Origin of the sequence: Enterobacter sp. Crenshaw, assembly GCF_024734705.1 — a bacterium.
Taxonomy (GTDB): domain Bacteria; phylum Pseudomonadota; class Gammaproteobacteria; order Enterobacterales; family Enterobacteriaceae; genus Enterobacter; species Enterobacter asburiae_B.
Map to the genome: position 1 here is coordinate 2,324,877 of NZ_CP102932.1, position 22,029 is coordinate 2,346,905.

The following is a 22,029-nucleotide window of genomic DNA, read 5'->3' on the forward strand; positions in this document are numbered from 1 at the left end:
CCCGTCAGGGCTGGCGTTGCGCCACGATAAACAGCCGCGGAAAAGCGAGCAGTATCTGCCCATTTTCCTGGAGCGGATACTGCTCTTCCAGCAGTTCATGGTAGCGTTTCAGGAAACGTTTCTGCTCGCTCTCGTTCAGTTCCTGGAGCCACGGGCGCAAGCCGGTGGCGCTTACCCAGTCAATAATGGCCTGGTGCGAGCTCATTTTATGGAAATAGGTTGTCCGCCAGATATCCACGTCACAGCCGGCCTCCGACAAGATATCGTAGTAGGCATGCACACCCGGGAGAGGTTCGCGGCCGCGGTCAGGATAGTCTTGTTCCAGCGCCACTTCACGCATCGCCACATGAGTAGGTTCAAGCCAGTTGTCAGGCATCTGGATTGCTAATACGCCGTTAAGCGTGAGTAAAGAAACGAGATGAGGCAGGAGATCGTAATGGTCAGGAACCCATTGCAGCGAAGCGTTGGCATAAATCAGGTTCAGCGGCTGGCCAGGCTTGTACTGGCGGATATCGGCCTCAACAAAATGGCAGTCAGGCAATGCGGCTCTTGCTTCCTCAAGCATTGCAGGGGAGTTGTCGACCCCGGTAATGTGCGCCGAAGGCCAGCGATGCTTCAACAGCGCGGTGCTGTTTCCCGGCCCGCAGCCTAAATCAGCGATGGTGGAGACCTCATCCAGAGGAATTCTGGCGAGCAGTTCAGCGGCAGGACGCGTTCTTTCCGCGCCGTACTGCAGATAAAGAGAGGGATTCCAGTCGGCCATTTTGGTTCTCCGTTTAGCATGCTTCTGCAAGAGTAGCACAGCATTAAGAACAGAGATAATAGGGGAAAAAATAGAAAAAGGAAATATTACCCCTTAAGTTCTTAAGGGGCAATACTTTAATTGTAATTATTTTATGATTATCGTTTTTTAATATTTTATCGGCTAAGTGCTTCTTACGCTCTGTACCCGAAACTATAAATATTAGATAATCATGAATGGATATATCCCTGGTGTTTCGTAGGTCTTTGACCTCCTGGCCACTGAGTTTCACGAGGACTTAGTGGCCGGGTACTTTTTAAGTATAAGGAATACCATGCACAATGAAAGCTGTCCTAAAAGACAGGGGATAATAGTTTCAGGTGTTATTATCAGGAATAAGAGCAATGAATTCTGTTATTGAGTTTTTTTTGCATGATTACGATGATTTACCGTCAGCATTAGCCCGCGAACTTTTCCGACTCAGGAGAAAAACCTTTCGGGACCGACTCGACTGGAAAGTTGAATGCGTTGAAGATATGGAAAAGGATCAGTTTGACAACCCAAACACGACATACTTGCTGGGTATGTATGAGGGACAGTTGTTATGCGGCGCGCGATTCATTAACTCGACGCATCCGACGATGATAAGCGAAATCTTTCACAATTATTTTGACGAAGCCATTATTTTCCCGGCAGATGTTCCCTGCTGTGAAATTAGCCGTTTATTTTTAGATAAAGAAATACGAGACTCCTCAAGTCTGCAGGGCGTGCCCGCCAGTAAGGCATTGTTTCTTGCGATGAATATGTATTGCATAAAGCAAAAATACCATGGAATGTACGCAGTAGCCAGTCGCGGTATGTATGCCATATTTCGCCATGCGAACTGGAAAGTTGAAGTTATTCAACGCGGTGTTTCTGAAAAAGGGGAGGTTATTTACTATATTTATATGCCTGCCAGCACCAGCATTATTGAAGACATTATTAGCAAAGACAAATCCAGTCACTGGCTTCGCGAAATGCTGGAGCATTTACGCCACTTATAACCAGTGGCTGAGGCTCAGTCGTCCAGTAAGCGTAGTTCTGTTCCAAGCTTTATTGCGTGTCTGGCATTATTCACACCGAGCTTTTTCATTACATTTCCCATATGGAACTTAACGGTGCGTTCAGCAATAGACAAAATAACAGAAATTTCTGCGTAGGTTTTCCCGGCGCTGACCCATTTAAGGATTTGTCGCTCACGTGGTGACAGAAAAACATTCTTTTTCTGTTGATGCTGGCTATACAGGTTGAGTGTCTTCTGATGCAGTTGAACAAGGAAGCTTAGAAATTGTGGCCGATATTTTTCTATATCAATACCAGAGTGCTTAGGACTGATGACGGATAAGACGACAAGATTATTCAGATAGTCATGCAGAGGAAAAGTCTGTCCCTGGTAGATATCATACTGGACGCTTTCGTTGAAAATGCGTGTCAGGTTATAACCATCCGACAGGATGACATCACTTTCCCAGAAAAAATCTTCAACACAGCGCAAAGCCCGAATGATAACAGGGTCAATGAACTGATATTTCCTGTCGAGGTAGATATCAAACCACTCGGGGCTGTTATTGATTATCCGCATCTGGGAAGGATCTTTCTTGTTCATAATGGCGTAGGCGAAGACGATCCCTTTGAAATCCTCAAAAAACGCGTCCAGCTCACTCTGAATTAGCGTATTGATCGCTATGTCGTTGTAATATGTATCCTTCACGTGAGTTGCTTGCCTCCTGTTCGAGTGGAGGAGCAAGTATAATATGCTTCGTTATCTGTAGCGAGTCGCATTTTAATCCAGTCAACAGATAAGACAGGCTACCTCAACTGGTAGCCTGGTCAACGTGTGGCATTTCTAATGGTAAATGCAGATGACTCTGCGAATTTTTGAAGATTTTGTCAAATCCCGAAATAGTTCACTAAATATAGTAGGCTGCAAAATTTAGGAGGTTTTCCGCTTTACATTTGAGTAATGGATAAGCGTACCGACCCAGATTCAAAATCAGGATTTTAACCAGCAGTCTACATAATGCCTTTAAGAGCAATATGATAAAGCAGCATGATGGTTTTACCGTCGACAATCTTGCCTGTTTCTATGCCGCGTAATGCCTCTTCAAGCGTCATTTCCAGCACGTCGATATCTTCTCCCTCAGCCTTGATCCCGCCGCCTGCGCCGGTTCTGTCTTTCGGCTGATACTCGGCAAGATAAAAATAGAGTTTTTCCGTGACGGAGCCCGGGCTCATATAGGCTTCAAAGATTTTCTGCAAGCTCGAAACCTGAAACCCTGTCTCTTCTTCCGCTTCTGCTTTTATGCGGCTTTCGGGATCCATGTTGTCCAGCAGTCCCGCCGCGGCTTCAATTAAATCGTCCTCATGGCCGTTGATAAAGACGGGAAAGCGGAACTGGCGTGTCAGGATCACCGTTTTTTTCTCACGGTTGTAGAGAAGAATAGTCGCGCCGTTGCCACGGTCGTAAACCTCCCGTTGCTGTCTTTGCCATTCGCCGTCACGGCGCTGCAGGTCGAAGGTGTATTTTTTAAGGTTGTACCAGTTATCTGACAGGGTTTCACTGTCAATGATGCGCACATCTGCACGTTTTGATTGCACGTTTGTTACTCCTTACGTAGAGTAGTTATCATAAACAGCATTATCGTGCACCTTCAAGATAAAACATGCAACATCAGGAATTCATGATGCTCACCAGTCAGCGAAAAAAATTGATCCTCGAAAAGCTCGGCGCCGAAGGTCAGGTCCAGTCAAAAGCACTCAGCATGCTCTTTGACGTTTCTGAAGACACCATTCGGCGTGATTTACGCGAGCTGGCGGCAGAAGGGCGTTTACAGCGGGTTCACGGCGGCGCGCTGCCGTCATCTTCTGCTATTGCTCCCTATGCCGAACGGCAATCCGTGAAGATGGATGCAAAAAAGAGGGTCGCCCGGAAAGGGGCACAGCTGATTTCATCAGGGCAGGTGGTGATCGTTGACGGTGGCACGACAACATCGGAGCTGATTACGTTTTTCCCTCCTGACCTGCGCATCACGGTGGTTACGCACAGCCCGAGCATCGCACTGCGGCTAGTGGATCATCCGTCCATCGAGGTGATTCTGATCGGCGGTCGCTTGTATAAACACTCCATTGTTGCGGTTGGCGCTGCGGCGATCGAAGGCATCGAAAATATTCATGCAGATCTGTTCTTTATGGGCGTGACCGGGATCCATCCTGAGGCGGGGCTGACAACCGGCGATTTCGAAGAAGCGTGCATCAAACGTGCATTTTCCGGCAGAGCCGCGGAGACGGTCGTCCTGGCTTCTCCGGAAAAGGTCAACACAGCGTCTTCGTTTGTGATTGGCGATGTGTCATCGGTGAACACCATCGTCGTTGAAGACAATACCGATCGGGACTGGATCCGCGCGGTATCGGAAAAGGGGGTATCCGTCGTGTTGACCTCAGAGAGTGACACTCTCTGATAGCCAGCCTGTGCTCACAGGCTGGCTGGCGGACTGCCTTAAGCCTCAGGAATATTCTCAAGTGCGGTATAAACCTTCAGGCCATATTTGCGGGCGACCTCAATGTCCATATCGGCACCTTTAGACGCACCGGCAATACGATAAATGGCATCACATTTAGCTATGAGCCGGTGAGCAACGGGGTACAGCATCGCTTCACTGATTTCATCACCAACCGCTTTCGATCCTGCGGCTTTTGCCAACGGCAAAGCCATCCATTCGCCAATGACCGGGATGTGACCCCGCTGGTAAACGGCTAGTGCTGCGCTTTCGAGACGCGCCAGATTCTCATCAATGCGTGCCTGAACGCCTTCGGTTCCGCTGCGATAGGGGCCAGCAATTAAAATCAGCTGTTGTGTCATAGGTACCTCTGCCAGTGTTATTGCATGAAGTTGCACGTTTACTGCCGATACCATACGGGATTGTGGCCGCGTTATGAAATACTTTCGCGCATTATCGTGCAAAAAGATGCATTACAGATCATTTAATCGCTTCTGACAGAAGGGCTGAGCTACTGACTTTCCGGCGCATGGCACACTGCCTCGATATTGTGGCCATCGGGCGAGATGACAAACGCGGCATAGTAATTTTCACCGTATGACCTCAACCCCGGCCCGCCGTTATCACGTCCGCCGGCGCGCAGGGCGGCATGGTAAAATTCATCGACCTGCTGGCGCGTGTTGGCTACAAACGCCAGATGCAAAAGGGCAGGTTTTTCATTTGTCTGAAAAAGACAGAGCGAAACATCGCCTGAACTCATTTCGACACCGTAGTCTGGCGTGCCCTCATCGATGAGTTCTACACCAAGCGGCTTAAGCGCATGGAGGAAGAAGGTTTTACTTTTTTCATAATCACTGACGCCGAATTTCACATGATCGAACATGGTTCCTTCCTTTATGAGATGGAGAAATAACCAGTATAGAAGGAGAGTGGGGCGACCATACGAAATAACGTGTCAATGTGACAGTCATCAATTTATGCAGTCTTTTCCGATGCCGAAGCGGACAAATGGCATATTTAAAACGTCAGGGTTTGAGCTGGAAAAATAGACCAATCCGGTTCTGTTGTCCCGCGGGTTGTATTTTTTCAACATTTCAAGCTCAATGCCGGTGCTCATAAATGTTTTCCCGTTTTTATCAAACAGGAAGAAACACATTTTATTATCTTTGCCCGGCTCAATACTTTTACCCGACGCGTTATCAAGCGTAACCTTGTAGCTAACCATATATTTTGCTTCGCCCGTTGTACTGTCCCATTGGCTTCCCTGAGACTCTTTTTGAGCGAAAATGGTTATCCCGGTGAGCTTGTCGTCATGGATCTCTTTCTTAGCGGCCTGAGCCGTCCCGGCGGCCGACAGCGCTAACGCAAGACAAATTCCTTTAGTCAGGAGACTTCGCATTTTTCTTCCTCTTCATTTTTTACATTGATTCACTTAGCTATAACGCCGAACGTTTCCGTCCAACGAACGTCCAGCGCAGGTAGTCGTAAAGCCAGTTAAACAGCATCGTATAGGGCAGGAAAAACAGCACCAGGCCAATCTCAACAAAAAATGCCTCCGTCACGGTCAGGTTCAGCATAACCATTGCCACAGGGATTAAGGAGATGATAAGTCCCGTTTCAAAACCAACCGCATGGATTGCGCGAACGAGAAATGTGCGTTGAAACTGATGTTTTTTCTGCAGGGAATCAAAGAGCTTATTAAAAATAAAATTCCAGACCGTTGCGGTAAGTGCAGATATCACGGACAACGAACCTGACTGAAGTACCGACACGTTCATCAGCCAGGCGAGTGACAGCGCGATGATAACGTTGGCCGTCACTTCAAAAATGACAGCATGGAAAACTCTCTCTTTAAAACTTTTATTTAATTCAATTTCCATTTGCTTACGACAGCGTTTTCAAAAGCTGAAGTATATCAGACATTTTTCAACCCTTTCTAAACGTGCAGGTTATGTTAAATACAGCCCAGGCCCGCTAGTGTAGAACGCACTGCCTCGGCAAGAGGGGTCTGAGGTTCATGGCCTAAAAAGGCGATCAGTTTTGAATTATCCATCTCTATTGTCTGCTCCCAGAGATAGCGCATCTCCCGCATTTCACGCAGCGTGGTGTTAAACGGACTCATTGCAGAGACCAGCCACCATGGAAATGACTTCACCTTTGCCTTAATACCGGCATGCTCCGCGACGTACTTTATGGCTGTGGTCATCGCTGTCCCATCAGGATCCCAATGCCCACGCATATGGAAACTGGCAAACGGTTCGAGCTCATCCCGCCGCGCCAGCAATGCCGCAACGGTTTCGGCGACATCCGGCAGATAAGCCCACTGATGTCCTGCGCCGGGTTGCCCGGGATTTTTAATAACCTTGGGTGGATGCCCTGATTTTACCAGTCCCTGTGAAAACCAGTTGTTGCCTGCGAGGGGACCAAAAAAGTCACCCGCCCGCAAAATGAGCACCTTTCCGCCACGCTGAGCATAGGCTGAGAGCGCCTTCTCCATTTGCACGCGTATGGCTCCTTTTCGGGTAACCGGATCCTGAGGGGAATCCTCGCGTAAGAGGGGAAAAGCATCCGGACCGTAGTTATAAATCGTGCCCGGCAGAACGATTAATGCACCGTTTCGCTCCGCTGCGTTGATGGTGTTATGCAGCATGGGTAAAACCAGCTGTTCCCAGTTTCGATAACCCGGCGGGTTAACGGCATGGACAATCACGCTGCAATCTGACGCCGCTGCCTCAACCCGTTCAGCATTCTGCGCATCGCCGCTTATCCAGGTCATGCTTTCGTTCCGATCGTCATGTTGAGGGGCGCTGCGGCGCAATGCCCGAACATCCCATTCGTCTCGGATCAATTTACGGGCAATTTCGCCACCGATTCCACCGGTTGCGCCCAGTATCAGTACCTTATTTGTGCTTTTCATCGTCTGGCCCTTATTGGATATCTGCTTGACATATTAAGGGCCGCACGAGCTAAATGTAATTGCATAATATAAGCCAACAGGTATGCATTTTTGTATGAAGCTAAATATCCCGTGGGAATGGTATCGCACCTTTTTGGCCGTGATGAAAGAAGGGTCTCTGTCAGGGGCCGCACGCAGGCTTGCCATTACCCAGCCAACCGCCGGACGACATATTGCCGCACTGGAATCAGCCCTGGGCCTTGTTTTATTCACCCGTTCGCAGACAGGATTGCAGGCCACGGATGCAGCCGTTGAGCTGAAGGGCCATGCGCAGGCGATGGAAAATACGGCCATGATGATTGAGCGGTCGGCTGCGAGTTTCAGCTCCGGCGCTACCGGGTTGCGGGGCGTGGTGCGCGTCGCCGCCAGTGAAATCATCGGCACGGAGGTTCTGCCTCCCGTGATTGCACAGATAAAGGATGCATATCCGCAAATATCCGTTGAACTGGTTCTGTCTAATCGAGTTCAGGATTTACTGAATCGGGAGGCGGATATTGCCGTACGCATGGCCACGCCGGTGCAGGAGCAACTGATTGCCCGTCGGATGGGCAGGGTTGAAATAGGTCTGCATGCCGCGCCAGCCTATCTGTCACGACGTGGTGCTCCGGAAAGTATTGATGAATTATTCACCCATACGCTTGTCGGTTTCGATAATTTGACACCCTTTATTTTACAGGCACTTAAACAATACCCACAGCTAAACCGCGATCTGTTTACCGTACGGACCGACAGTGATATTGCCCAATTAAACCTTATACGCGCAGGGGCCGGTATCGGTATGTGTCAGGTTCAACTGGCAGATTTTTCTCCGCCGTTGCAGAGGATAATGCCTGATTACTTTGCGTTTCATCTGGACACCTGGCTGGTGATGCATGAGGATTTACGCCACAGTCAGGCCTGCAAAACGGTGTTTGATTTTCTTGCTGAGGGTTTACAGGCTTATATCAACAGAGCAAAACGGTAAGCCATGCACTGTGAGGCGATCATGACTATAGCAGCACGTGAGAAGACACATTCAAAGGTCATCAGCATCCAGGCCCAACGTGCCCATAAGATGCCCGATTTCTTCTGATTCCATATTGGTGCGCATAATGTATATTATGTTAAATGCGATATGGACATCAGAGAATAAGCCATAAACCGTTCAGTCAAAACCCTCATAGTTGCCTTCCCTCTCACACCAATGCAGTGACCCAAAGGTCACTGCATTGGTTACTGAGGAAGTTATCTTTTATTCAGATATTTATTGAAGAATGCCGTGATGTTATCGAACGGGATCTTATCCATACGATCATATAAATCGACATGCGTGGCATCTTTAACAACCAGAAGCTCTTTTGGCTGATTTGCCGCTTCATAAGCCGTTCTGAAGAAGTAAAGCGAATGCGGTTTTTCGCCATGAATGAACAGGATTGGACGCGGAGAAATTTCCTTAATGTAAGTCATCAGCGGGAAATTCATGAAGGACATCGGAGTTGGTTATGGACATCGAAACTCAATGAAGGTGTATACAGACTACCATCCCGTCATCAACATGCTCCATCAAATGACCAATTTCGTTGATGAGATGTCTGGCACCATGCTCCGTTAACAATACTAGTAACGGGTCGATACCCCTCTCTGACTTGGACCTTTAAGGAACATCTTTATGATTTGATCGCTGAGTTAACGCTGCTATTATCTAAGTCTTAATGTTCGAATCATAAATTCTTTTTATTAATTACCTTGCTGTCTAATTGTCCTCACGGAATGAAGGAGCTCTCTGATGAACTTACCCGGTCAACAGTCGCCTGACACCACCCTCCCCGGTTATGACCTCTCGCGCAGCTTAGGCCTTCAGGCGGGTACTGATATCGATTTTAAAAAGCTAGCCGCCCAACTCGACTGCACGCGTAATTTTTACAATGTCGGCATCATTTTTGATGATGGCAAACAACGCTGGCTGGTACGCCCTTCACGCCGCATTGCAGATGTGAATCAGAGCACCGTCAGCCATGTGATAATCAGTAAAATTCCGGATGCTAAGGAAATCAGTGCAGAAAAAGCTGTGGTGGCGACGCTAACGACTCCCTCACTTGCTACGGAAATTACCTCAACCGGTTTTGCCTGTGGCGCGATGATTGTTACGCTTGTTATGGCGTTTGGTGCCGGTGCGGCAGTGCCTTTTACCGCTGGCGGGTCCGGTGTGATTGCCGCGATTAGCCTGTCCGGTACGCTGGCAACTGGCGCACAATGCATGATTGGCGCGGGCCGTCTGCTGGCTATCCATAACGATCATGGTTCCGATGTTGCCTGGCTCGACAGCCAGGACTGGTATGTAGCTACCACGACGGTTCTGGATGTCATTTCGCTGGCTGCGGCAGGAACGGCGCTGCGAGGTACTTTAGAAACGTACAAGCTGATGAAAGCGGCATCCTCAAGTAAAGTTACCGCCTGGTTCCAAAGCCTGAGCCGTGCTGAGCGTAAGCGCATCACGGAAGAGATCATTAAAGCGCAGAATCCAGGTATTTCCAGCGCCGGCGTGAAGGCAGCGATCCGCGCAGGCGTCTACCCGAAACGTTTCCCCAGTGAATCATTACAAAAATCACTGCAACGTGAGCTGATGAGTGCCGTGAACAACGCATCGGCCTTTGTGGGCAGTTCACTCACGGGGACGATCCGCAATCCTCAAAACACCGTCCAGTCCGGGCGCTATGTAGTCGGTCTGTTACAGTCATTTTCGCCTAACTAAACGCTGAGTATTCAAATGGTTAAAGTTTTTCTCCGCCGCCTGCAACACTGTAACGAGGTGGCTACCAGCATAAGCAATGCCTCCCCGACACAGCTGCAACAGCTAAAGACTCAGTTGGCTGAAGAAATGGGTAAACCTGTGGGTCTACACACCATGGGGATTCCGGCGGCGATCAGTACCCTCGGGGTGATTGTCAGTTTCGCTATTCCTCAGCTGTGGCTGGGGTATGGCGTACTCGCAGGACTCGACCAGTCAGCGGAACACGTATTCGTCTGGGTTGTCCTGATCGCCCTTCTATTCGCTGGCCTTAACGGCGTGACGATGTTTATGATTGGCAAAGGCAGCATGCGCGCCGTGAGGTTACACCTTACGCTGGCGGTGATAAGCCTGGTATTAACAGCAGCCTATATGCTGGTCGCGCTGAGCGGTAGCGCAGCTCCGGGCGTCAGTCTGACCGCGGCGCTAGTGAGTATCGGCATGCTACTGCTTAGCGGCAGCTGTATCCTTTCCACCGCCTTCTATAAGATGCTGCTGTTTACTCTGCATAATCGTGCCTGGCGCAAGCTTCTCAGCCAGACGCGTGCTAAAACAGCGCGCTAAGGGTTCATCCCGTAAAAAACCCGCCATCGCTGGCGGGTTTTTTTATGGCTTTTTATGCCTGCGCAGCCAGATTAACTTGTATGCCGCAGGAATAATAAACAGCGATAACAGCGGCGCCGTGATCATCCCGCCAATCATCGGCGCCGCTATCCGACTCATGACCTCTGACCCTGCCCCTGTTCCCCAAAGAATGGGCAGCAGGCCGGCAATAATCACCGCGACAGTCATGGCCTTTGGCCGCACGCGCAGCACGGCGCCATGGTAAAGGGCGTCATCAAGCCCCTGTTCAGTGAACGTGTCCCGATGGGACAACGCCGGCTGAGCCTCAACGGCATGACGCAAATACATCAGCATGACTACGCCAAATTCTGCCGCCACCCCGGCCAGGGCGATAAAGCCGGTGCCGGTTGCCACAGACATATGGAAGCCCTGCCAGTAGAGGAACCATATTCCCCCGACCAGGGCGAACGGCAGGCTCATCAGGATCAGCAGCGCTTCATCCACGCGGCGGAACGCCAGATAAAGCAGAATGAAGATGATCATCACCGTCATCGGCACCATCAGCTTCAGTTTCTTGTTGGCGTGTTCGAGCAGCTCAAACTGCCCGGAGAATGACACGCTGGTACCCGGCCTCAGCTTTACGTTCTGACTGATGGCCGTCTTAATGTCGTTCACCACCGACACCATATCCCTGCCGCGGGCATCAATATAAATCCAGCTCGCAGGCCGGGCATTCTCCGTTTTCAGCATCGTGGGGCCGGAAACCACGTTGATATCCGCCACATCGCCCAGCGTGATCTGCTGTTTCATCGGCGTCAGGATCGGCATTTGCTTCAAGGCGTTCGGGCTGTTTCGGTAGTCCTGGGGATAGCGGATATTAATCGGGTACCGGGCGACGCCTTCCACCGTTTCCCCCACCGTCGCCCCGCCGATGGCCGAGGAGACGAACAGCTGCACGTCGCCCACCGTCATCCCGTAGCGCGAGGCTTTTTCCCGCTTGATATCAACGTCAATGTAGCGCCCGCCCTCCAGACGTTCAGCCAGGGCAGACACCACGCCCGGCACCGTTTTGGCTACCGCCTCGATGCTCTGCGCCGTGGCGTCGATATCCGACAGAACGGTACCCGACACCTTGATACCAATCGGGCTTTTGATCCCGGTTGAAAGCATATCGATGCGGTTACGAATGGGCGGAACCCAGAGATTCGCCAGGCCGGGCAACCGAACGGTCTTGTCGAGTTCGTCAATAATCTTGTCAATCGTCATGCCGGGCCGCCACTCATTCTCAGGTTTGAGCTGGATGGTGGTTTCCACCATTTCGAGCGGAGCGGAATCCGTTGCGGTCTCAGCCTTACCCGTTTTACCAAAAACGGAGGCCACTTCTGGCACGGTTTTGATTAACTTGTCCGTGGTCTGCAACAGTGCGGCCGCTTCTGCCGGAGAGACGCCCGGCAACGTTGACGGCATATACAGCAGATCGCCTTCGTTGATCTTCGGTAAAAACTCGCCGCCCACCCGGCTCAGGGGCCAGATCACCGTGAAGATGGACAAAGCCGCAACCAGCAGGGTTGTTTTTGGCCAGTGGAGCACCTTAATCAGTAGCGGATGGTAGGCTTTAATCAGCAGCCTGTTCAGTGGGTTACTGGTCTCAGCGGGAATTTTACCCCGGATCCAGAACCCCATCAGGATGGGGATAACGATTATAGCCAGCGCGGCCGCGCCCGCCATGGAATAGGTTTTCGTGAACGCCAGCGGACCAAACAGCCGCCCTTCCTGCCCCTCAAGAGTAAAGATGGGAATGAAGGACAGAGTGATAATCAGCAGGCTGATAAACAGCGCGGGGCCAACCTCAACAGAGGCGTTGGTGATCACCTTCCAGCGGGTGGCGTTATCAATCTGCTCTCCCGGATGCTGGAGATCCCACTCCTCCAGCCGTTTGTGTGCGTTTTCAATCATGACGATGGCGGCATCCACCATCGCCCCGACGGCAATGGCGATGCCTCCCAGCGACATAATGTTGGCGTTCAGCCCCTGGAAATGCATGACGATAAAGGCAATACACAGGCCAAGCGGCAGAGAGATAATCGCGACCAGCGCAGAGCGGACGTGCCACAGGAACAGTGCGCAGACGATGGCCACCACGATAAACTCTTCGAGCAGCTTGGAACTCAGGTTGTCGATTGCCCGATCGATGAGCTGGCTGCGATCGTAGGTGGTCACAATCTCAACGCCTTCCGGCAGGCTGGCCTTCAGCGTCTCCAGCTTATCTTTCACCGCCGTGATGACTTCACGCGCATTTTTTCCCGAACGCAGGATCACCACGCCGCCCGCAACTTCCCCCTGCCCGTTTAATTCGGCAATACCGCGGCGCATTTCCGGACCCGTTTGTACGCGGGCAACATCCCGAAGGTAAATAGGTACCCCGTTCTCTCCGGCTTTCAGGACGATGTTATTGAAATCATCCATCGTCTGCAGATAGCCGCTGGCCCGGACCATATACTCCGCTTCCGCCATTTCAACTGACGATCCCCCCGCCTCCTGGTTAGACGACTCAAGGGCCTGCTTAACCTCCGGCAGGCTGATGCCGTACTGAGCCAGCTTTAACGGATTGACCTGGATCTGATACTGCTTCACCACGCCGCCGACGGAGGCCACTTCGGCCACGTTCGGGATAGTTTTCAGCTCAAATTTCAGGAACCAGTCCTGCAGCGATCGCAACTCGGCGAGAGCGTGTTTTCCGCTGCGATCCACCAGCGCGTACTCAAATATCCAGCCCACGCCCGTGGCATCAGGACCGATTTCGGAGCTCACGCCGGCAGGCAGCTTGCCCTGAACCTGGTTCAGATACTCCAGCACGCGCGAACGCGCCCAGTACAAATCGGTGCCATCTTCAAAAATGACGTACACGTACGAATCGCCAAACTGCGAAAAACCGCGCACGGTCTTTGCGCCGGGAACCGACAGCATGGTGGTAGTCAGTGGATAGGTCACCTGGTTTTCGACAATCTGCGGGGCCTGGCCGGGGTAACTGGTTTTGATAATCACCTGAACGTCAGAGAGGTCGGGCAAGGCATCGACTGGCGTGTTAATAATCGTCCATGTGCCCCAGACGCTGAGGAACAGCGCCCCCATCATGACCAGGAAACGGTTGGCGACCGACCGCCGGATAATCCATTCAATCATCATCGTCTCCTTAATGGCCAGAATGCGCGTCGTCAGCGGCTTCAGCGTGACGCATGCGCTCCAGCGCGCCGGTAATATTGGCCTCCGAGTCAATCAGGAACAGACCGCTGACCACTACCGACTCCCCTTCTTCCAGTCCGCTACCAATGCCGGACTGCTGCTGAGATTCATGCAGAACGTGGATCCTTTTCGGTACAAAATTCCCGTCCGCATCGACGGTAATCACGCGCTGTTCTTTACCGGTATCGATAACGGCCTGGGAAGGGATCAGCAGCATTTCCTGGCTTTGAGTATTCAGCTTCAGGTACGCGTTCATGCCCGGTTTCAGCAGCTCATCCCTGTTAGAGACCTGCAGGCGCACCTGAAGCGTACGGGTGGTTTGATCCGCGCTCGGCAGAAGACTCCATTTTTCAACCGGGAAGGATTTATCCGGATAAGCCGGTATCGAAACCGCAAACTGCGAGGTCTCTTTCAGCAGATAAGCAATGGATTCAGGCACTGCCGCGCCGATCCAGACCGGATCCATCCCCTGAATTTGCGCTACCACCTTATCTTTGGAAATATTCATGCCGGTACGCAGATCAAAGGCCGTGATCGCTCCGTCGATCGGCGCCCTGATGGTAAACCGGGTCTGAATAGTGCGGGTCGCACGCAGCCTCTGAATATCCTCATCCGGCATACCCGCCAGCCGCAGCCGTTCGAGAACCCCTTTGATTTGCGTCGGCGTACCGCCGGTACCGGATAACAGCAGAAACTCGCTCTGCGCCTCGACCCAGTCAGGAATGGTTATATCAACGAGCGGCGTGCCTTTCTTCACCTTATCGCCCGTCGTCAGCGGGTACACTTTTTCCACAAAGCCTTCCGCGCGCGCCTGCACAATGACAAACTGATAGTCGTTATAGCTGACGTTGGCCGGGATCGTCTGGGCATAATTCAGCGTTCCGCGCGTCACCTTTTGCGTTTTTAATCCCAGGTTCTGAACTTGCGTCGGGTCAATACGGATACCGGCACTGCTTTTATTGGCGTTTTCATCCGCATATTTCGGTACCAGATCCATATCCATAAACGGCGATTTGCCGGGCTTATCGAATTTAACGTCGGGCTTCATCGGGTCATACCAGAAAAGCACCTTTCTTTCAGAGGCGCTATTTTCTGTTTTTTCAGATGAATGAAGCGCCTGCCATGCCGTCACCGATATCAGCCCTCCCGCAATAAGGCTGCTGACTATCACGGCGGCATATTTTATTTTTACTGAGGCCATGCCGCGTCTCGCTATTTAATGCTCTTGAGTAAAGAGAGATTGCCCTGCTGAACAAACGAGAAATTCACGTGGTTACCGATTTTTAAGGCATTAATACTCTCGTCAGCCTGAATAAAGGTAAAACGCATGGTCATCGCGGGCCAGCCAATTTCCGGGATCGCTTCATGGGAAATCGTGACTTTTTTATTCGTGAGATCAATGTCCTTCACGATGCCGGTTCCCGTGATGACCTGCTCTGAGGCCCCTTCGCTGGCAGCACTCATCATCTCGTGCTGATGAACCTCAGCCTGGAGGCCGGCAGAAAACACAATGGAGATTGCACCAAATACAACGGCCTTAAGTGAATTGCGCATGGTTATTTTCCTGTTTAATTAAATAAGATTATTCGACCCAACCGCCGCCGAGCGCGGTGAAGAGATTAATTTCATTAACCTGCCGGGCATAAATAAGGTCGAGAATATTTTGCTGGGTAGAGAAAAGAGAACGCTCCGCGTCAAGCACTTCGATATAGCTGACCGCGCCGCTGGAATATAACCCTCTGGCACGTTGAAGCGTGATGCGGAGCGAATCCAGATACCGCTGTTGTGCAGCAAGCTGCTGGTTAATGCTGTCCCGCAGCGCGAGCGCGTCGGCAACCTGTTTAAAGGCGGACTGAATTTTTTGCTCGTAATTAACCACCGACTGCTGCTGGCGAATTTCGGCCAGCTTCAGGTTGGCCTTATTTCTGCCCGCATTAAAAATGGGAATTTCTATTTTAGGAATAAAATTCCACATCCCGCTCCCTGACGTGAACAGGCTGGACAACTCCGTGCTGCCCGCTGAAAGCCCGCTGGTCAGGGAAATCGACGGGAAAAAGGCGGCGCGCGCCGCGCCGATATTCGCATCGGCCGCTTTAAGCTGATACTCCGCCTCCATAATATCCGGGCGCTGCAGCAGTATCGCGGAGGAAAGATGAGGAGGCAGTTTTACCGGCGCAACGTCGCTGGCGCTCATGCCGCCGTCGCCCGGCAGCGCGCGATACGTGCCGAGGACCAGCTGCAGGGCATTATTGGCCTGCGCCAGCTCCCCCTCTCTTTTGGCTATATCTGCCCGCGTGCTTTCGATCTGTCCCCGGGCCTGTTCCAGCGCCAGGACGTTCGTACTGCCCGTCACCAGTTGCTGCTCAACGAACGCATAAGACTGCTGGTAATTTTTCAGCGTATCCTGCGCAATGCTTAGCTGTTTATACGCCAGCTGCTGGTTGAAATAGCTCTGGGAAACGTTAGAGACGAGCAGGATATGCACCGCGCGACGGGCCTCTTCGCTCGCGAAAAAGTTTTGTCGGTCGGCCTCGCTCATGTTCTTCAGCTTGCCGAAGAAGTCGAGTTCATAGCTAAGCGCAAGGCCCGCGTCGTACTGCCGCGAGGTGGGTTTGTCACTTTTCAGCCCACCGCTGTACGTGATGCCCGAGGAGGCATTCAGCTGAGGATAACGATCCGCATCCGTCACGTTGAACTGCGCCCGGGCCTCTTCGACCTTCAGGGCGGCCATTTTCAGATCGCGATTGTTCTTCAGGGCCTCCGTAATCAGCCCGGCAACCTGAGGATCGACGAAAAAGTTGCGCCAGCCGGTGTCCTGATACCCCGCCTCCGCGGGCGTCAGGCCGTTACGGGAGAGCGAAAACTGCCGGGGGACAGGTGCTTCCGGCCGCTGGTACTCCGGGGCCAGCGAGACGCAGCCTGCCAGAATAAATACCGTACTGATGCTTAGTCGTTTTAACAGGAACATAACGGTTCAAATAAAGTCCAGAGTAGTTTTAGGGCTACTCTACGCAACGCATCCTGTTTGACGGGTGACAGGATAATGACAATGTTGTCATTTTTAGCGTAAGTCATTGTTAACGGCGGTACGCTCACTAGAATGTCATCAGCAGCCAGTCAGGGGAGCACGATGAAAATACTGATCGTCGAAGACGAAATGAAAACCGGTGAGTACCTGAGTAAGGGGCTGACTGAAGCAGGGTTTGTGGTGGACCACGCGGATAATGGACTGAACGGCTACCATCTCGCCATGACCGCTGAATACGATCTGCTGATTCTGGATATCATGCTGCCCGATGTGAACGGCTGGGACATTGTCCGCATGCTCCGCTCTGCCGGCAAAGGGATGCCCATCCTGTTACTCACGGCTCTCGGCACGATTGAACACCGGGTTAAAGGGCTTGAGCTGGGCGCGGATGACTATCTGATTAAGCCATTCGCTTTTGCCGAGCTGCTCGCCCGGGTGAGGACGCTGTTGAGACGCGGAAATACGGTGATCGCGGAAAGCCAGCTTCAGGTGGCGGACCTGACGGTTGACCTCGTGTCGAGAAAGGTAAGCCGGGCCGGAAGCCGCATCTCGTTAACCAGCAAAGAGTTCAGCCTGCTGGAGTTTTTCCTGCGTCATCAGGGAGAGGTGCTACCCCGCTCCCTGATTGCCTCCCAGGTGTGGGACATGAATTTTGACAGCGACACAAACGCGATTGACGTGGCGGTAAAGCGGCTTCGGGCGAAAATCGATAACGATTTTGAACCGAAGCTGATCCAGACGGTGCGCGGCGTAGGCTATATGCTGGAGGTGCCGGATGCGCGTTAAGCTTCCCGGGCGCCCTTTTTCGCTTGCCCTGCGGCTGACCTTTTTTATCAGTCTCTCCACGATACTGGCCTTTTTCGCCTTTACCTGGTTTATGCTGCATTCCGTTGAAAAGCACTTCGCCGAGCAGGATGTCAGCGACCTGCAGCAAATCAGCACCGCGATGCACCGCATCCTGCAGTCTCCGGTCGATCCTGACCAAAAGAAAATCAGTAAAATCAAAGAGTCTATCGCCAGCTACCGCAATGTGGCCGTCCTGCTCCTGGATCCGCAGGGCAATATCCTGTTCAGCTCGGCGCAGGGGGCAGCACTGCGCCCTGCGATGAACGCGGCGGACTTCAGCGAACACCGCCGCGCGCAGGATGTGTTTCTCTGGACGGTTGAAGACCCTGCCGCAAACATGCACGCCGGGTCCGACATGAAAATGGAAACGTACCGGATTATCGCCTCTTCAGGCACGGCGACGCTGCAGGGCAAAACGCAGGGCTACGTGATGCTGATCGGGCTCTCCATCAATTTTCATCTGCACTACCTTGAGGCGCTGAAAAAGAATCTCCTGGCGATTGCCGCGGCGATCAGCCTGCTGATTATTCTTGTCATTCGCATCGCGGTTCGTCAGGGACATTTGCCCCTGCGTAACGTCAGCAACGCCATTAAAAATATCACTTCAGAAAACCTCGACGCGCGGCTGGAGCCGTCCCGCGTGCCCGTTGAGCTGGAACAGCTGGTCATCTCCTTCAACCATATGATCGAAAAGATTGAAGATGTCTTTACCCGCCAGGCGAATTTTTCCGCCGATATCGCGCATGAAATCAGAACCCCCATCACCAACCTGGTGACGCAAACGGAAATCGCGCTGAGCCAGGACCGCTCGCAGAAAGAGCTGGAAGACGTTCTGTACTCCAGCCTTGAAGAGTACAACCGGATGACCCGCATGGTCAGCGACATGCTTTTCCTGGCGCAGGCGGATAATAACCAGCTCGTCCCTGACCGGGTGGTGTTTGATTTAAGTGCGGAGGTCATGAAAGTCTTCGATTTCTTTGAAGCCTGGGCGGAAGAACGCAACGTTACGCTGAAATTTAACGGGATGCCCTGCCTGATAGAAGGCGATCCGCAGATGTTCAGAAGAGCAGTGAATAATCTGCTCTCCAATGCCCTGCGCTATACGCCAGCCGGGAAAGCGGTGACGGTCTCCATCAGAGAACAGGATAACGACGTTGAACTGATGATAGAAAATCCCGGTACGCCGATCCCGCAAGAGCATCTGCCAAAGCTGTTTGACCGTTTCTATCGCGTCGATCCGTCAAGGCAGCGCAAAGGCGAAGGCAGCGGGATCGGGCTTGCCATCGTGAAGTCCATCGTCTCCGCGCACCACGGAAAAGTCCGCGTGGAATCGGATGCGGCATCGACGCGCTTCATCCTCTCCGTGCCGGGAAAAGTGGCCTGAGCGTCAGCGCACGGCCCGACACACTTCCAGTACCTTTTCCCTGAGCCATCGATGTCCCGGGTCCCTTTCCATGCGCGGATGCCACATCTGTGACACCGTAATGGTCCGGGTTTTAAACGGTAGTTCAAAGACGTGTACGCGCTCGTTCATCGGCTGATTGAGCAGGTACAGCGCCGGCACCATGGCAATCAGATCGGACGCCAGCGCCACGGATAGCGCCGTTGGAAATCCGGGCACCACGCTGGCGACCTTGCGCTTCATCCCCCGTTCCGCCAGCGCGTCATCGACAAACCCGTGTAGCGATCCGTCCTGCGAGGCCACCACGTGGCCCCACGCGACATAATCGTCAAGGCTGACGTCAGGCCGTAATGACAGCGTATGTCCCTTACGCACCGCGCCAACAAACCGATCCTCAAAGAGCCGTTGCAGCCGTATTTCAGGCCCCATATTGCTCTGCACGCCGATCTCCAGGTCGACCAGCCCTTCGCGCAAATAGCGCGACGTTTTTTCAGGTTTTGGCGAGAAGCGGATGCACACCCCGGGGGCAACGCTCGCCACCGCCGCAATCAGCAGTGGCCCAAACGCCACCACAAAACCGTCGTTGGCTCTGATGGTGAACAGCCGCTCGAGACTTTCCACCTTCAGCGCGTCGGTGGAGGGCTGTAGCACTGCCCTCGCCTCATGCACGGCAGTTCTGGCGCGGTCCCGCGTGGCTTCGGCCCAGGGCGTCAGCACCATATGGCGACCGGCCCGCACAAGAATAGGATCGCCGGTCACCTCCCGCAGCCTGCTCAGGGTGCGGCTCATGGCGGAGGTGCTGAGATTCAAACGTCGCGCCGCGCCCGCCACGCTGGCTTCGGCCAGCAGAACGTCGAGCGCAACCAGAAGGTTAAAGTCAGGATCGGACACGGTGACTCCTAAGATAAGGCGTTATATGCAACGATTAAGTGCAGCTGATGCGTCTTCCGCCCTGTATACCGCATGCTTATAGTTTCGTCATCACTATTCTTATGCGGAGTAACGACGATGACGCTTTTTTCAAACCTGCCCGGCGATGAAGGCTTACCCGGTCATGAACGCGCCCGGGTCATGGCCGCCGTCATGACCACCACGCTGATGGGCGTCTTTGACGGCACCATGATCAACATCGCGCTGCCCTCCATGGCAAGGGCGATGCAGGTACCCGCAAACGTTGCGGTCTGGTTCTCCAACGGTTACCTGCTTTCAGCGGCAATGACGTTAGCCATCTTCGCGGCGCTGGCGGCGCGCGTGGGCTATCGCCCGGTGTTTCTTGTTGGGCTTGCCACCTTTACGCTCACCTCACTCGGCTGCGCGCTGGCAGCGACGCCGGAAATGTTAACCGGCATGCGTATTCTGCAGGGCATCGGCGGTGCGGCCACCCTGAGTATCGCCCCGGCAATCCTGCGATCCGTTTTTCCGGGTCGACTGCTTGGGCGTATTCTGGGGCTGCACGCCCTGCTTATCGCCTCCAGCACGGCGATTGCCCCCGTGCTGGGCGGAACCATACTGGACGCGCTGAGCTGGCAGTGGCTGTTCGCCATTAACATTGTTCCGGGCAGCGTCGCCCTGCTGCTGGCATGGCGGGCCTTGCCGCGGGAAACGGCCGTTGACCGCTCGCCCTTTGACGCGCCGGGCGCCGTGCTCTCCGCCGTGCTGTTAGGTTCAGCAATCATGCTGGCCGACAGCCTTCAGCACGTGACGCAAAACATCAACCAGACGGCCACAGGCTGGGGGCTGCTCGCGCTGGTCAGCGCCCTCGCCTTTATCTGGCGGATTCGGCGCGCGCGAAGCCCCATCCTGCCGCCCGTCATGTTTAAAAACGGACGCTTTACCCTCGCCGCCCTGACCTCGCTGGCCTCGTTTGTCAGTCAGGGCATCACCTTTGTCGCGCTGCCGTTTCTGTTTCAGAGCGTGTATGGCTACAGCCCGGTGGTCTCCGCGCTGCTGTTCACCCCGTGGCCGATTGGCATCGTGCTGATCGCGCCGCACGCGGGACGCTGGGCAGATACGATTCCCGCGCCGCTGATCTCGACAATCGGGCTGATGATTTTTGTCTGTGGGCTGGTCCTGCTGGCGACGTTGCCGGAAAATCCTTCCGCATGGAATATCAGCCTGCGCAGTCTGGTTTGCGGGATTGGGTTTGGCTGCTTCCAGAGCCCCAATAACCGGGAGATGCTCTCTAACGTGGCGCGGGAATATGCCAGCTATGCCTCCGGCGTGTTGTCGATTGTAAGGACATTCGGCCAGTGTCTCGGTGCCGCCGCGGTGGGCGTGCTGCTGGCGACGACCGAATCAGACCATGACCGGGCCGTGCATTTTGCGCTGTGGATAGCCGTCATCGCCTCAACGGGATCGGTGTTGTTTAGCGTGAGTCGGCTGCGCCCTGCAGTTCGGGCATCAGCGTAAACTGTTGCAGCGCCTTTCGGCGCTGCTCGTTTATAACGCCTACGCTGTAAGGCGTTCATTCCACGCATCAGTGTATTGAATATTTCCGTCCAGGATTTTCCATGTGATTTTTGCGTATCGCAAAGATACATTTTCCAGGTGACCAGTACCGGGACAATCTCTTGTATCATGCATAACTGGAGTTATTGAAATGACTTTCACACCTTCCATAAGAATATTGAAGTATTCCACTTCCTGACCAGCATCATTGATGTGATAGAACTTTAATTCAGCACTTTGAAGCGTTTGACCTGTAGCCACTGCTTTGTATAGATAGGGTGAAGATGAATCAATTGCTTTTGTTAAACTGAAAGCTGAGTGTTGCCTTGTACCTGTAAGTTTACCTGTTGCCTCATCTGTTGGAATGCTCAGGTTATGGATCAGATCTCTAAGCTCTATGCTTCCTTCACGGTCTGCAACATCAGAACCGCCACGGATCATTGTTCCACCATCGTCTTTCAAAAAGAGGTGTACTGGTACAGCCATTTCTAAAACTC

22 protein-coding genes and 1 pseudogene are annotated in these 22,029 nt (G+C 52.8%); 8 read left to right on the forward strand and 15 right to left on the reverse strand.

Translation table 11 applies throughout. The annotated features are described in order from the left end of the window. Positions 1-4: 4 nt before the first annotated feature. The gene (gene tam, locus NWV12_RS11165) at positions 5-763 is read right to left on the reverse strand and encodes a trans-aconitate 2-methyltransferase (RefSeq protein ID WP_048981351.1); all 759 of its coding nucleotides are present in this window, start codon (positions 761-763) and stop codon (positions 5-7) included. A gap of 383 nt (positions 764-1,146) precedes the next feature. Between tam and NWV12_RS11170 the strand changes: the two genes are divergently transcribed. After that, the gene (locus NWV12_RS11170) at positions 1,147-1,785 is read left to right on the forward strand and encodes an acyl-homoserine-lactone synthase (RefSeq protein WP_048981350.1); all 639 of its coding nucleotides are present in this window, start codon (positions 1,147-1,149) and stop codon (positions 1,783-1,785) included. A 14-nt stretch (positions 1,786-1,799) separates the two neighbouring features. Here NWV12_RS11170 and NWV12_RS11175 read toward each other — a convergent pair whose 3' ends face one another. Together NWV12_RS11175 and NWV12_RS11180 are read right to left on the reverse strand one after the other, a co-directional pair. After that, positions 1,800-2,492 (reverse strand): LuxR family transcriptional regulator, encoded by a 693-nt coding sequence (locus NWV12_RS11175; RefSeq protein ID WP_023311808.1) that lies wholly within the window; start codon positions 2,490-2,492, stop codon positions 1,800-1,802. A 302-nt stretch (positions 2,493-2,794) separates the two neighbouring features. Then, positions 2,795-3,379, reverse strand: coding sequence for an NUDIX domain-containing protein (locus NWV12_RS11180; protein ID WP_048981349.1), 585 nt, complete (start codon positions 3,377-3,379; stop codon positions 2,795-2,797). Between the two features lie 86 nt (positions 3,380-3,465). Between NWV12_RS11180 and NWV12_RS11185 the strand changes: the two genes are divergently transcribed. Next, the gene (locus tag NWV12_RS11185) at positions 3,466-4,239 is read left to right on the forward strand and encodes a DeoR/GlpR family DNA-binding transcription regulator (protein WP_048981348.1); all 774 of its coding nucleotides are present in this window, start codon (positions 3,466-3,468) and stop codon (positions 4,237-4,239) included. A gap of 38 nt (positions 4,240-4,277) precedes the next feature. Here the strand turns inward: NWV12_RS11185 and NWV12_RS11190 are convergent, their stop codons facing one another. The 5 genes from NWV12_RS11190 to NWV12_RS11210 all read right to left on the reverse strand — a co-directional run bounded on the left by NWV12_RS11190 (position 4,278) and on the right by NWV12_RS11210 (position 7,195). Beyond that, positions 4,278-4,640, reverse strand: a complete 363-nt coding sequence (locus NWV12_RS11190) for a DUF4406 domain-containing protein (protein WP_048981347.1) — start codon at positions 4,638-4,640, stop codon at positions 4,278-4,280. Positions 4,641-4,789: 149 nt separating this feature from the next. Next, a complete protein-coding gene (locus NWV12_RS11195; protein WP_048981346.1) occupies positions 4,790-5,161 on the reverse strand; it encodes a VOC family protein in 372 nt (123 codons plus the stop codon). Positions 5,162-5,248: 87 nt separating this feature from the next. After that, positions 5,249-5,677, reverse strand: coding sequence for a DUF4354 family protein (locus tag NWV12_RS11200; protein WP_048981345.1), 429 nt, complete (start codon positions 5,675-5,677; stop codon positions 5,249-5,251). 37 nt (positions 5,678-5,714) lie between these two features. Next, entirely contained in the window at positions 5,715-6,158 is a 444-nt protein-coding gene (locus NWV12_RS11205) for a PACE efflux transporter (RefSeq protein WP_033145563.1), read from the reverse strand. A 74-nt stretch (positions 6,159-6,232) separates the two neighbouring features. Further along, positions 6,233-7,195: an NAD-dependent epimerase/dehydratase family protein gene (locus NWV12_RS11210; RefSeq protein WP_047060889.1), complete on the reverse strand. Its 963-nt coding sequence runs from the start codon at positions 7,193-7,195 to the stop codon at positions 6,233-6,235. 94 nt (positions 7,196-7,289) lie between these two features. Between NWV12_RS11210 and NWV12_RS11215 the strand changes: the two genes are divergently transcribed. Continuing rightward, on the forward strand, positions 7,290-8,198 hold the full coding sequence (locus tag NWV12_RS11215) for a LysR family transcriptional regulator (protein WP_048981344.1): 909 nt from the start codon (positions 7,290-7,292) through the stop codon (positions 8,196-8,198). Positions 8,199-8,458: 260 nt separating this feature from the next. Here the strand turns inward: NWV12_RS11215 and NWV12_RS11220 are convergent. Next, a pseudogene (locus tag NWV12_RS11220) lies at positions 8,459-8,710 on the reverse strand (alpha/beta hydrolase); the annotation flags it as partial. Positions 8,711-8,999: 289 nt separating this feature from the next. On the opposite strand from NWV12_RS11220, the gene NWV12_RS11225 reads away from it, so the two are divergent. Together NWV12_RS11225 and NWV12_RS11230 are read left to right on the forward strand one after the other, a co-directional pair. Then, complete coding sequence (locus NWV12_RS11225) at positions 9,000-9,965, forward strand: hypothetical protein (RefSeq protein ID WP_048981342.1); 966 nt, start codon at positions 9,000-9,002, stop codon at positions 9,963-9,965. A gap of 138 nt (positions 9,966-10,103) precedes the next feature. After that, positions 10,104-10,565 (forward strand): hypothetical protein, encoded by a 462-nt coding sequence (locus NWV12_RS11230; protein ID WP_232056993.1) that lies wholly within the window; start codon positions 10,104-10,106, stop codon positions 10,563-10,565. A 42-nt stretch (positions 10,566-10,607) separates the two neighbouring features. On the opposite strand, the gene silA is transcribed toward NWV12_RS11230, so the two are convergent. Genes silA through NWV12_RS11250 form a run of 4 tightly spaced genes read right to left on the reverse strand, consistent with a single transcriptional unit; the run spans position 10,608 to position 16,776 of the window. After that, on the reverse strand, positions 10,608-13,748 hold the full coding sequence (silA, locus tag NWV12_RS11235; protein WP_048981340.1) for a Cu(+)/Ag(+) efflux RND transporter permease subunit SilA: 3,141 nt from the start codon (positions 13,746-13,748) through the stop codon (positions 10,608-10,610). Between the two features lie 10 nt (positions 13,749-13,758). Further along, positions 13,759-15,009 carry an efflux RND transporter periplasmic adaptor subunit gene (locus NWV12_RS11240; protein ID WP_048981339.1) on the reverse strand — a complete coding sequence of 417 codons (1,251 nt, stop codon included), beginning with the start codon at positions 15,007-15,009 and terminating at the stop codon, positions 13,759-13,761. A gap of 11 nt (positions 15,010-15,020) precedes the next feature. Further along, positions 15,021-15,362, reverse strand: coding sequence for a cation efflux system protein CusF (gene cusF / locus NWV12_RS11245; protein ID WP_048981338.1), 342 nt, complete (start codon positions 15,360-15,362; stop codon positions 15,021-15,023). 28 nt (positions 15,363-15,390) lie between these two features. Next, a complete protein-coding gene (locus NWV12_RS11250) occupies positions 15,391-16,776 on the reverse strand; it encodes an efflux transporter outer membrane subunit (protein WP_101744555.1) in 1,386 nt (461 codons plus the stop codon). Between the two features lie 162 nt (positions 16,777-16,938). Here NWV12_RS11250 and NWV12_RS11255 point away from each other — a divergent pair, with 162 nt between their 5' ends. Both NWV12_RS11255 and NWV12_RS11260 read left to right on the forward strand, forming a co-directional pair. Then, positions 16,939-17,622 carry a copper/silver response regulator transcription factor gene (locus NWV12_RS11255; RefSeq protein WP_039262437.1) on the forward strand — a complete coding sequence of 228 codons (684 nt, stop codon included), beginning with the start codon at positions 16,939-16,941 and terminating at the stop codon, positions 17,620-17,622. Beyond that, positions 17,612-19,066 (forward strand): Cu(+)/Ag(+) sensor histidine kinase, encoded by a 1,455-nt coding sequence (locus NWV12_RS11260; protein ID WP_048981336.1) that lies wholly within the window; start codon positions 17,612-17,614, stop codon positions 19,064-19,066. The genes NWV12_RS11255 and NWV12_RS11260 overlap by 11 nt, the downstream gene beginning before the upstream one ends. 3 nt (positions 19,067-19,069) lie before the next feature. On the opposite strand, the gene NWV12_RS11265 is transcribed toward NWV12_RS11260, so the two are convergent. Then, positions 19,070-19,975, reverse strand: coding sequence for a LysR family transcriptional regulator (locus NWV12_RS11265; RefSeq protein WP_048981335.1), 906 nt, complete (start codon positions 19,973-19,975; stop codon positions 19,070-19,072). A gap of 117 nt (positions 19,976-20,092) precedes the next feature. Here NWV12_RS11265 and NWV12_RS11270 point away from each other — a divergent pair, with 117 nt between their 5' ends. Then, complete coding sequence (locus tag NWV12_RS11270) at positions 20,093-21,493, forward strand: MFS transporter (RefSeq protein ID WP_048981334.1); 1,401 nt, start codon at positions 20,093-20,095, stop codon at positions 21,491-21,493. A gap of 39 nt (positions 21,494-21,532) precedes the next feature. Here NWV12_RS11270 and NWV12_RS11275 read toward each other — a convergent pair whose 3' ends face one another. Further along, entirely contained in the window at positions 21,533-22,018 is a 486-nt protein-coding gene (locus tag NWV12_RS11275; RefSeq protein ID WP_048981333.1) for a type VI secretion system tube protein TssD, read from the reverse strand. Positions 22,019-22,029 lie beyond the last annotated feature (11 nt).

What these genes read in the sequence shown, in the direction of transcription:
- NWV12_RS11185 (WP_048981348.1), top strand. Translation starts at nt 3,466, where the DNA reads ATGCTCACCAGTCAGCGAAAAAAATTGATCCTCGAAAAGCTCGGCGCC.
- NWV12_RS11200 (WP_048981345.1), bottom strand. Translation starts at nt 5,677, where the DNA reads ATGCGAAGTCTCCTGACTAAAGGAATTTGTCTTGCGTTAGCGCTGTCG.
- tam (WP_048981351.1), bottom strand. Translation starts at nt 763, where the DNA reads ATGGCCGACTGGAATCCCTCTCTTTATCTGCAGTACGGCGCGGAAAGA.
- NWV12_RS11255 (WP_039262437.1), top strand. Translation starts at nt 16,939, where the DNA reads ATGAAAATACTGATCGTCGAAGACGAAATGAAAACCGGTGAGTACCTG.
- NWV12_RS11250 (WP_101744555.1), bottom strand. Translation starts at nt 16,776, where the DNA reads ATGTTCCTGTTAAAACGACTAAGCATCAGTACGGTATTTATTCTGGCA.
- NWV12_RS11170 (WP_048981350.1), top strand. Translation starts at nt 1,147, where the DNA reads ATGAATTCTGTTATTGAGTTTTTTTTGCATGATTACGATGATTTACCG.
- silA (WP_048981340.1), bottom strand. Translation starts at nt 13,748, where the DNA reads ATGATTGAATGGATTATCCGGCGGTCGGTCGCCAACCGTTTCCTGGTC.
- NWV12_RS11215 (WP_048981344.1), top strand. Translation starts at nt 7,290, where the DNA reads ATGAAGCTAAATATCCCGTGGGAATGGTATCGCACCTTTTTGGCCGTG.
- NWV12_RS11205 (WP_033145563.1), bottom strand. Translation starts at nt 6,158, where the DNA reads ATGGAAATTGAATTAAATAAAAGTTTTAAAGAGAGAGTTTTCCATGCT.
- NWV12_RS11190 (WP_048981347.1), bottom strand. Translation starts at nt 4,640, where the DNA reads ATGACACAACAGCTGATTTTAATTGCTGGCCCCTATCGCAGCGGAACC.
- NWV12_RS11275 (WP_048981333.1), bottom strand. Translation starts at nt 22,018, where the DNA reads ATGGCTGTACCAGTACACCTCTTTTTGAAAGACGATGGTGGAACAATG.
- NWV12_RS11270 (WP_048981334.1), top strand. Translation starts at nt 20,093, where the DNA reads ATGACGCTTTTTTCAAACCTGCCCGGCGATGAAGGCTTACCCGGTCAT.
- NWV12_RS11240 (WP_048981339.1), bottom strand. Translation starts at nt 15,009, where the DNA reads ATGGCCTCAGTAAAAATAAAATATGCCGCCGTGATAGTCAGCAGCCTT.
- NWV12_RS11195 (WP_048981346.1), bottom strand. Translation starts at nt 5,161, where the DNA reads ATGTTCGATCATGTGAAATTCGGCGTCAGTGATTATGAAAAAAGTAAA.
- NWV12_RS11225 (WP_048981342.1), top strand. Translation starts at nt 9,000, where the DNA reads ATGAACTTACCCGGTCAACAGTCGCCTGACACCACCCTCCCCGGTTAT.
- NWV12_RS11210 (WP_047060889.1), bottom strand. Translation starts at nt 7,195, where the DNA reads ATGAAAAGCACAAATAAGGTACTGATACTGGGCGCAACCGGTGGAATC.
- cusF (WP_048981338.1), bottom strand. Translation starts at nt 15,362, where the DNA reads ATGCGCAATTCACTTAAGGCCGTTGTATTTGGTGCAATCTCCATTGTG.
- NWV12_RS11260 (WP_048981336.1), top strand. Translation starts at nt 17,612, where the DNA reads ATGCGCGTTAAGCTTCCCGGGCGCCCTTTTTCGCTTGCCCTGCGGCTG.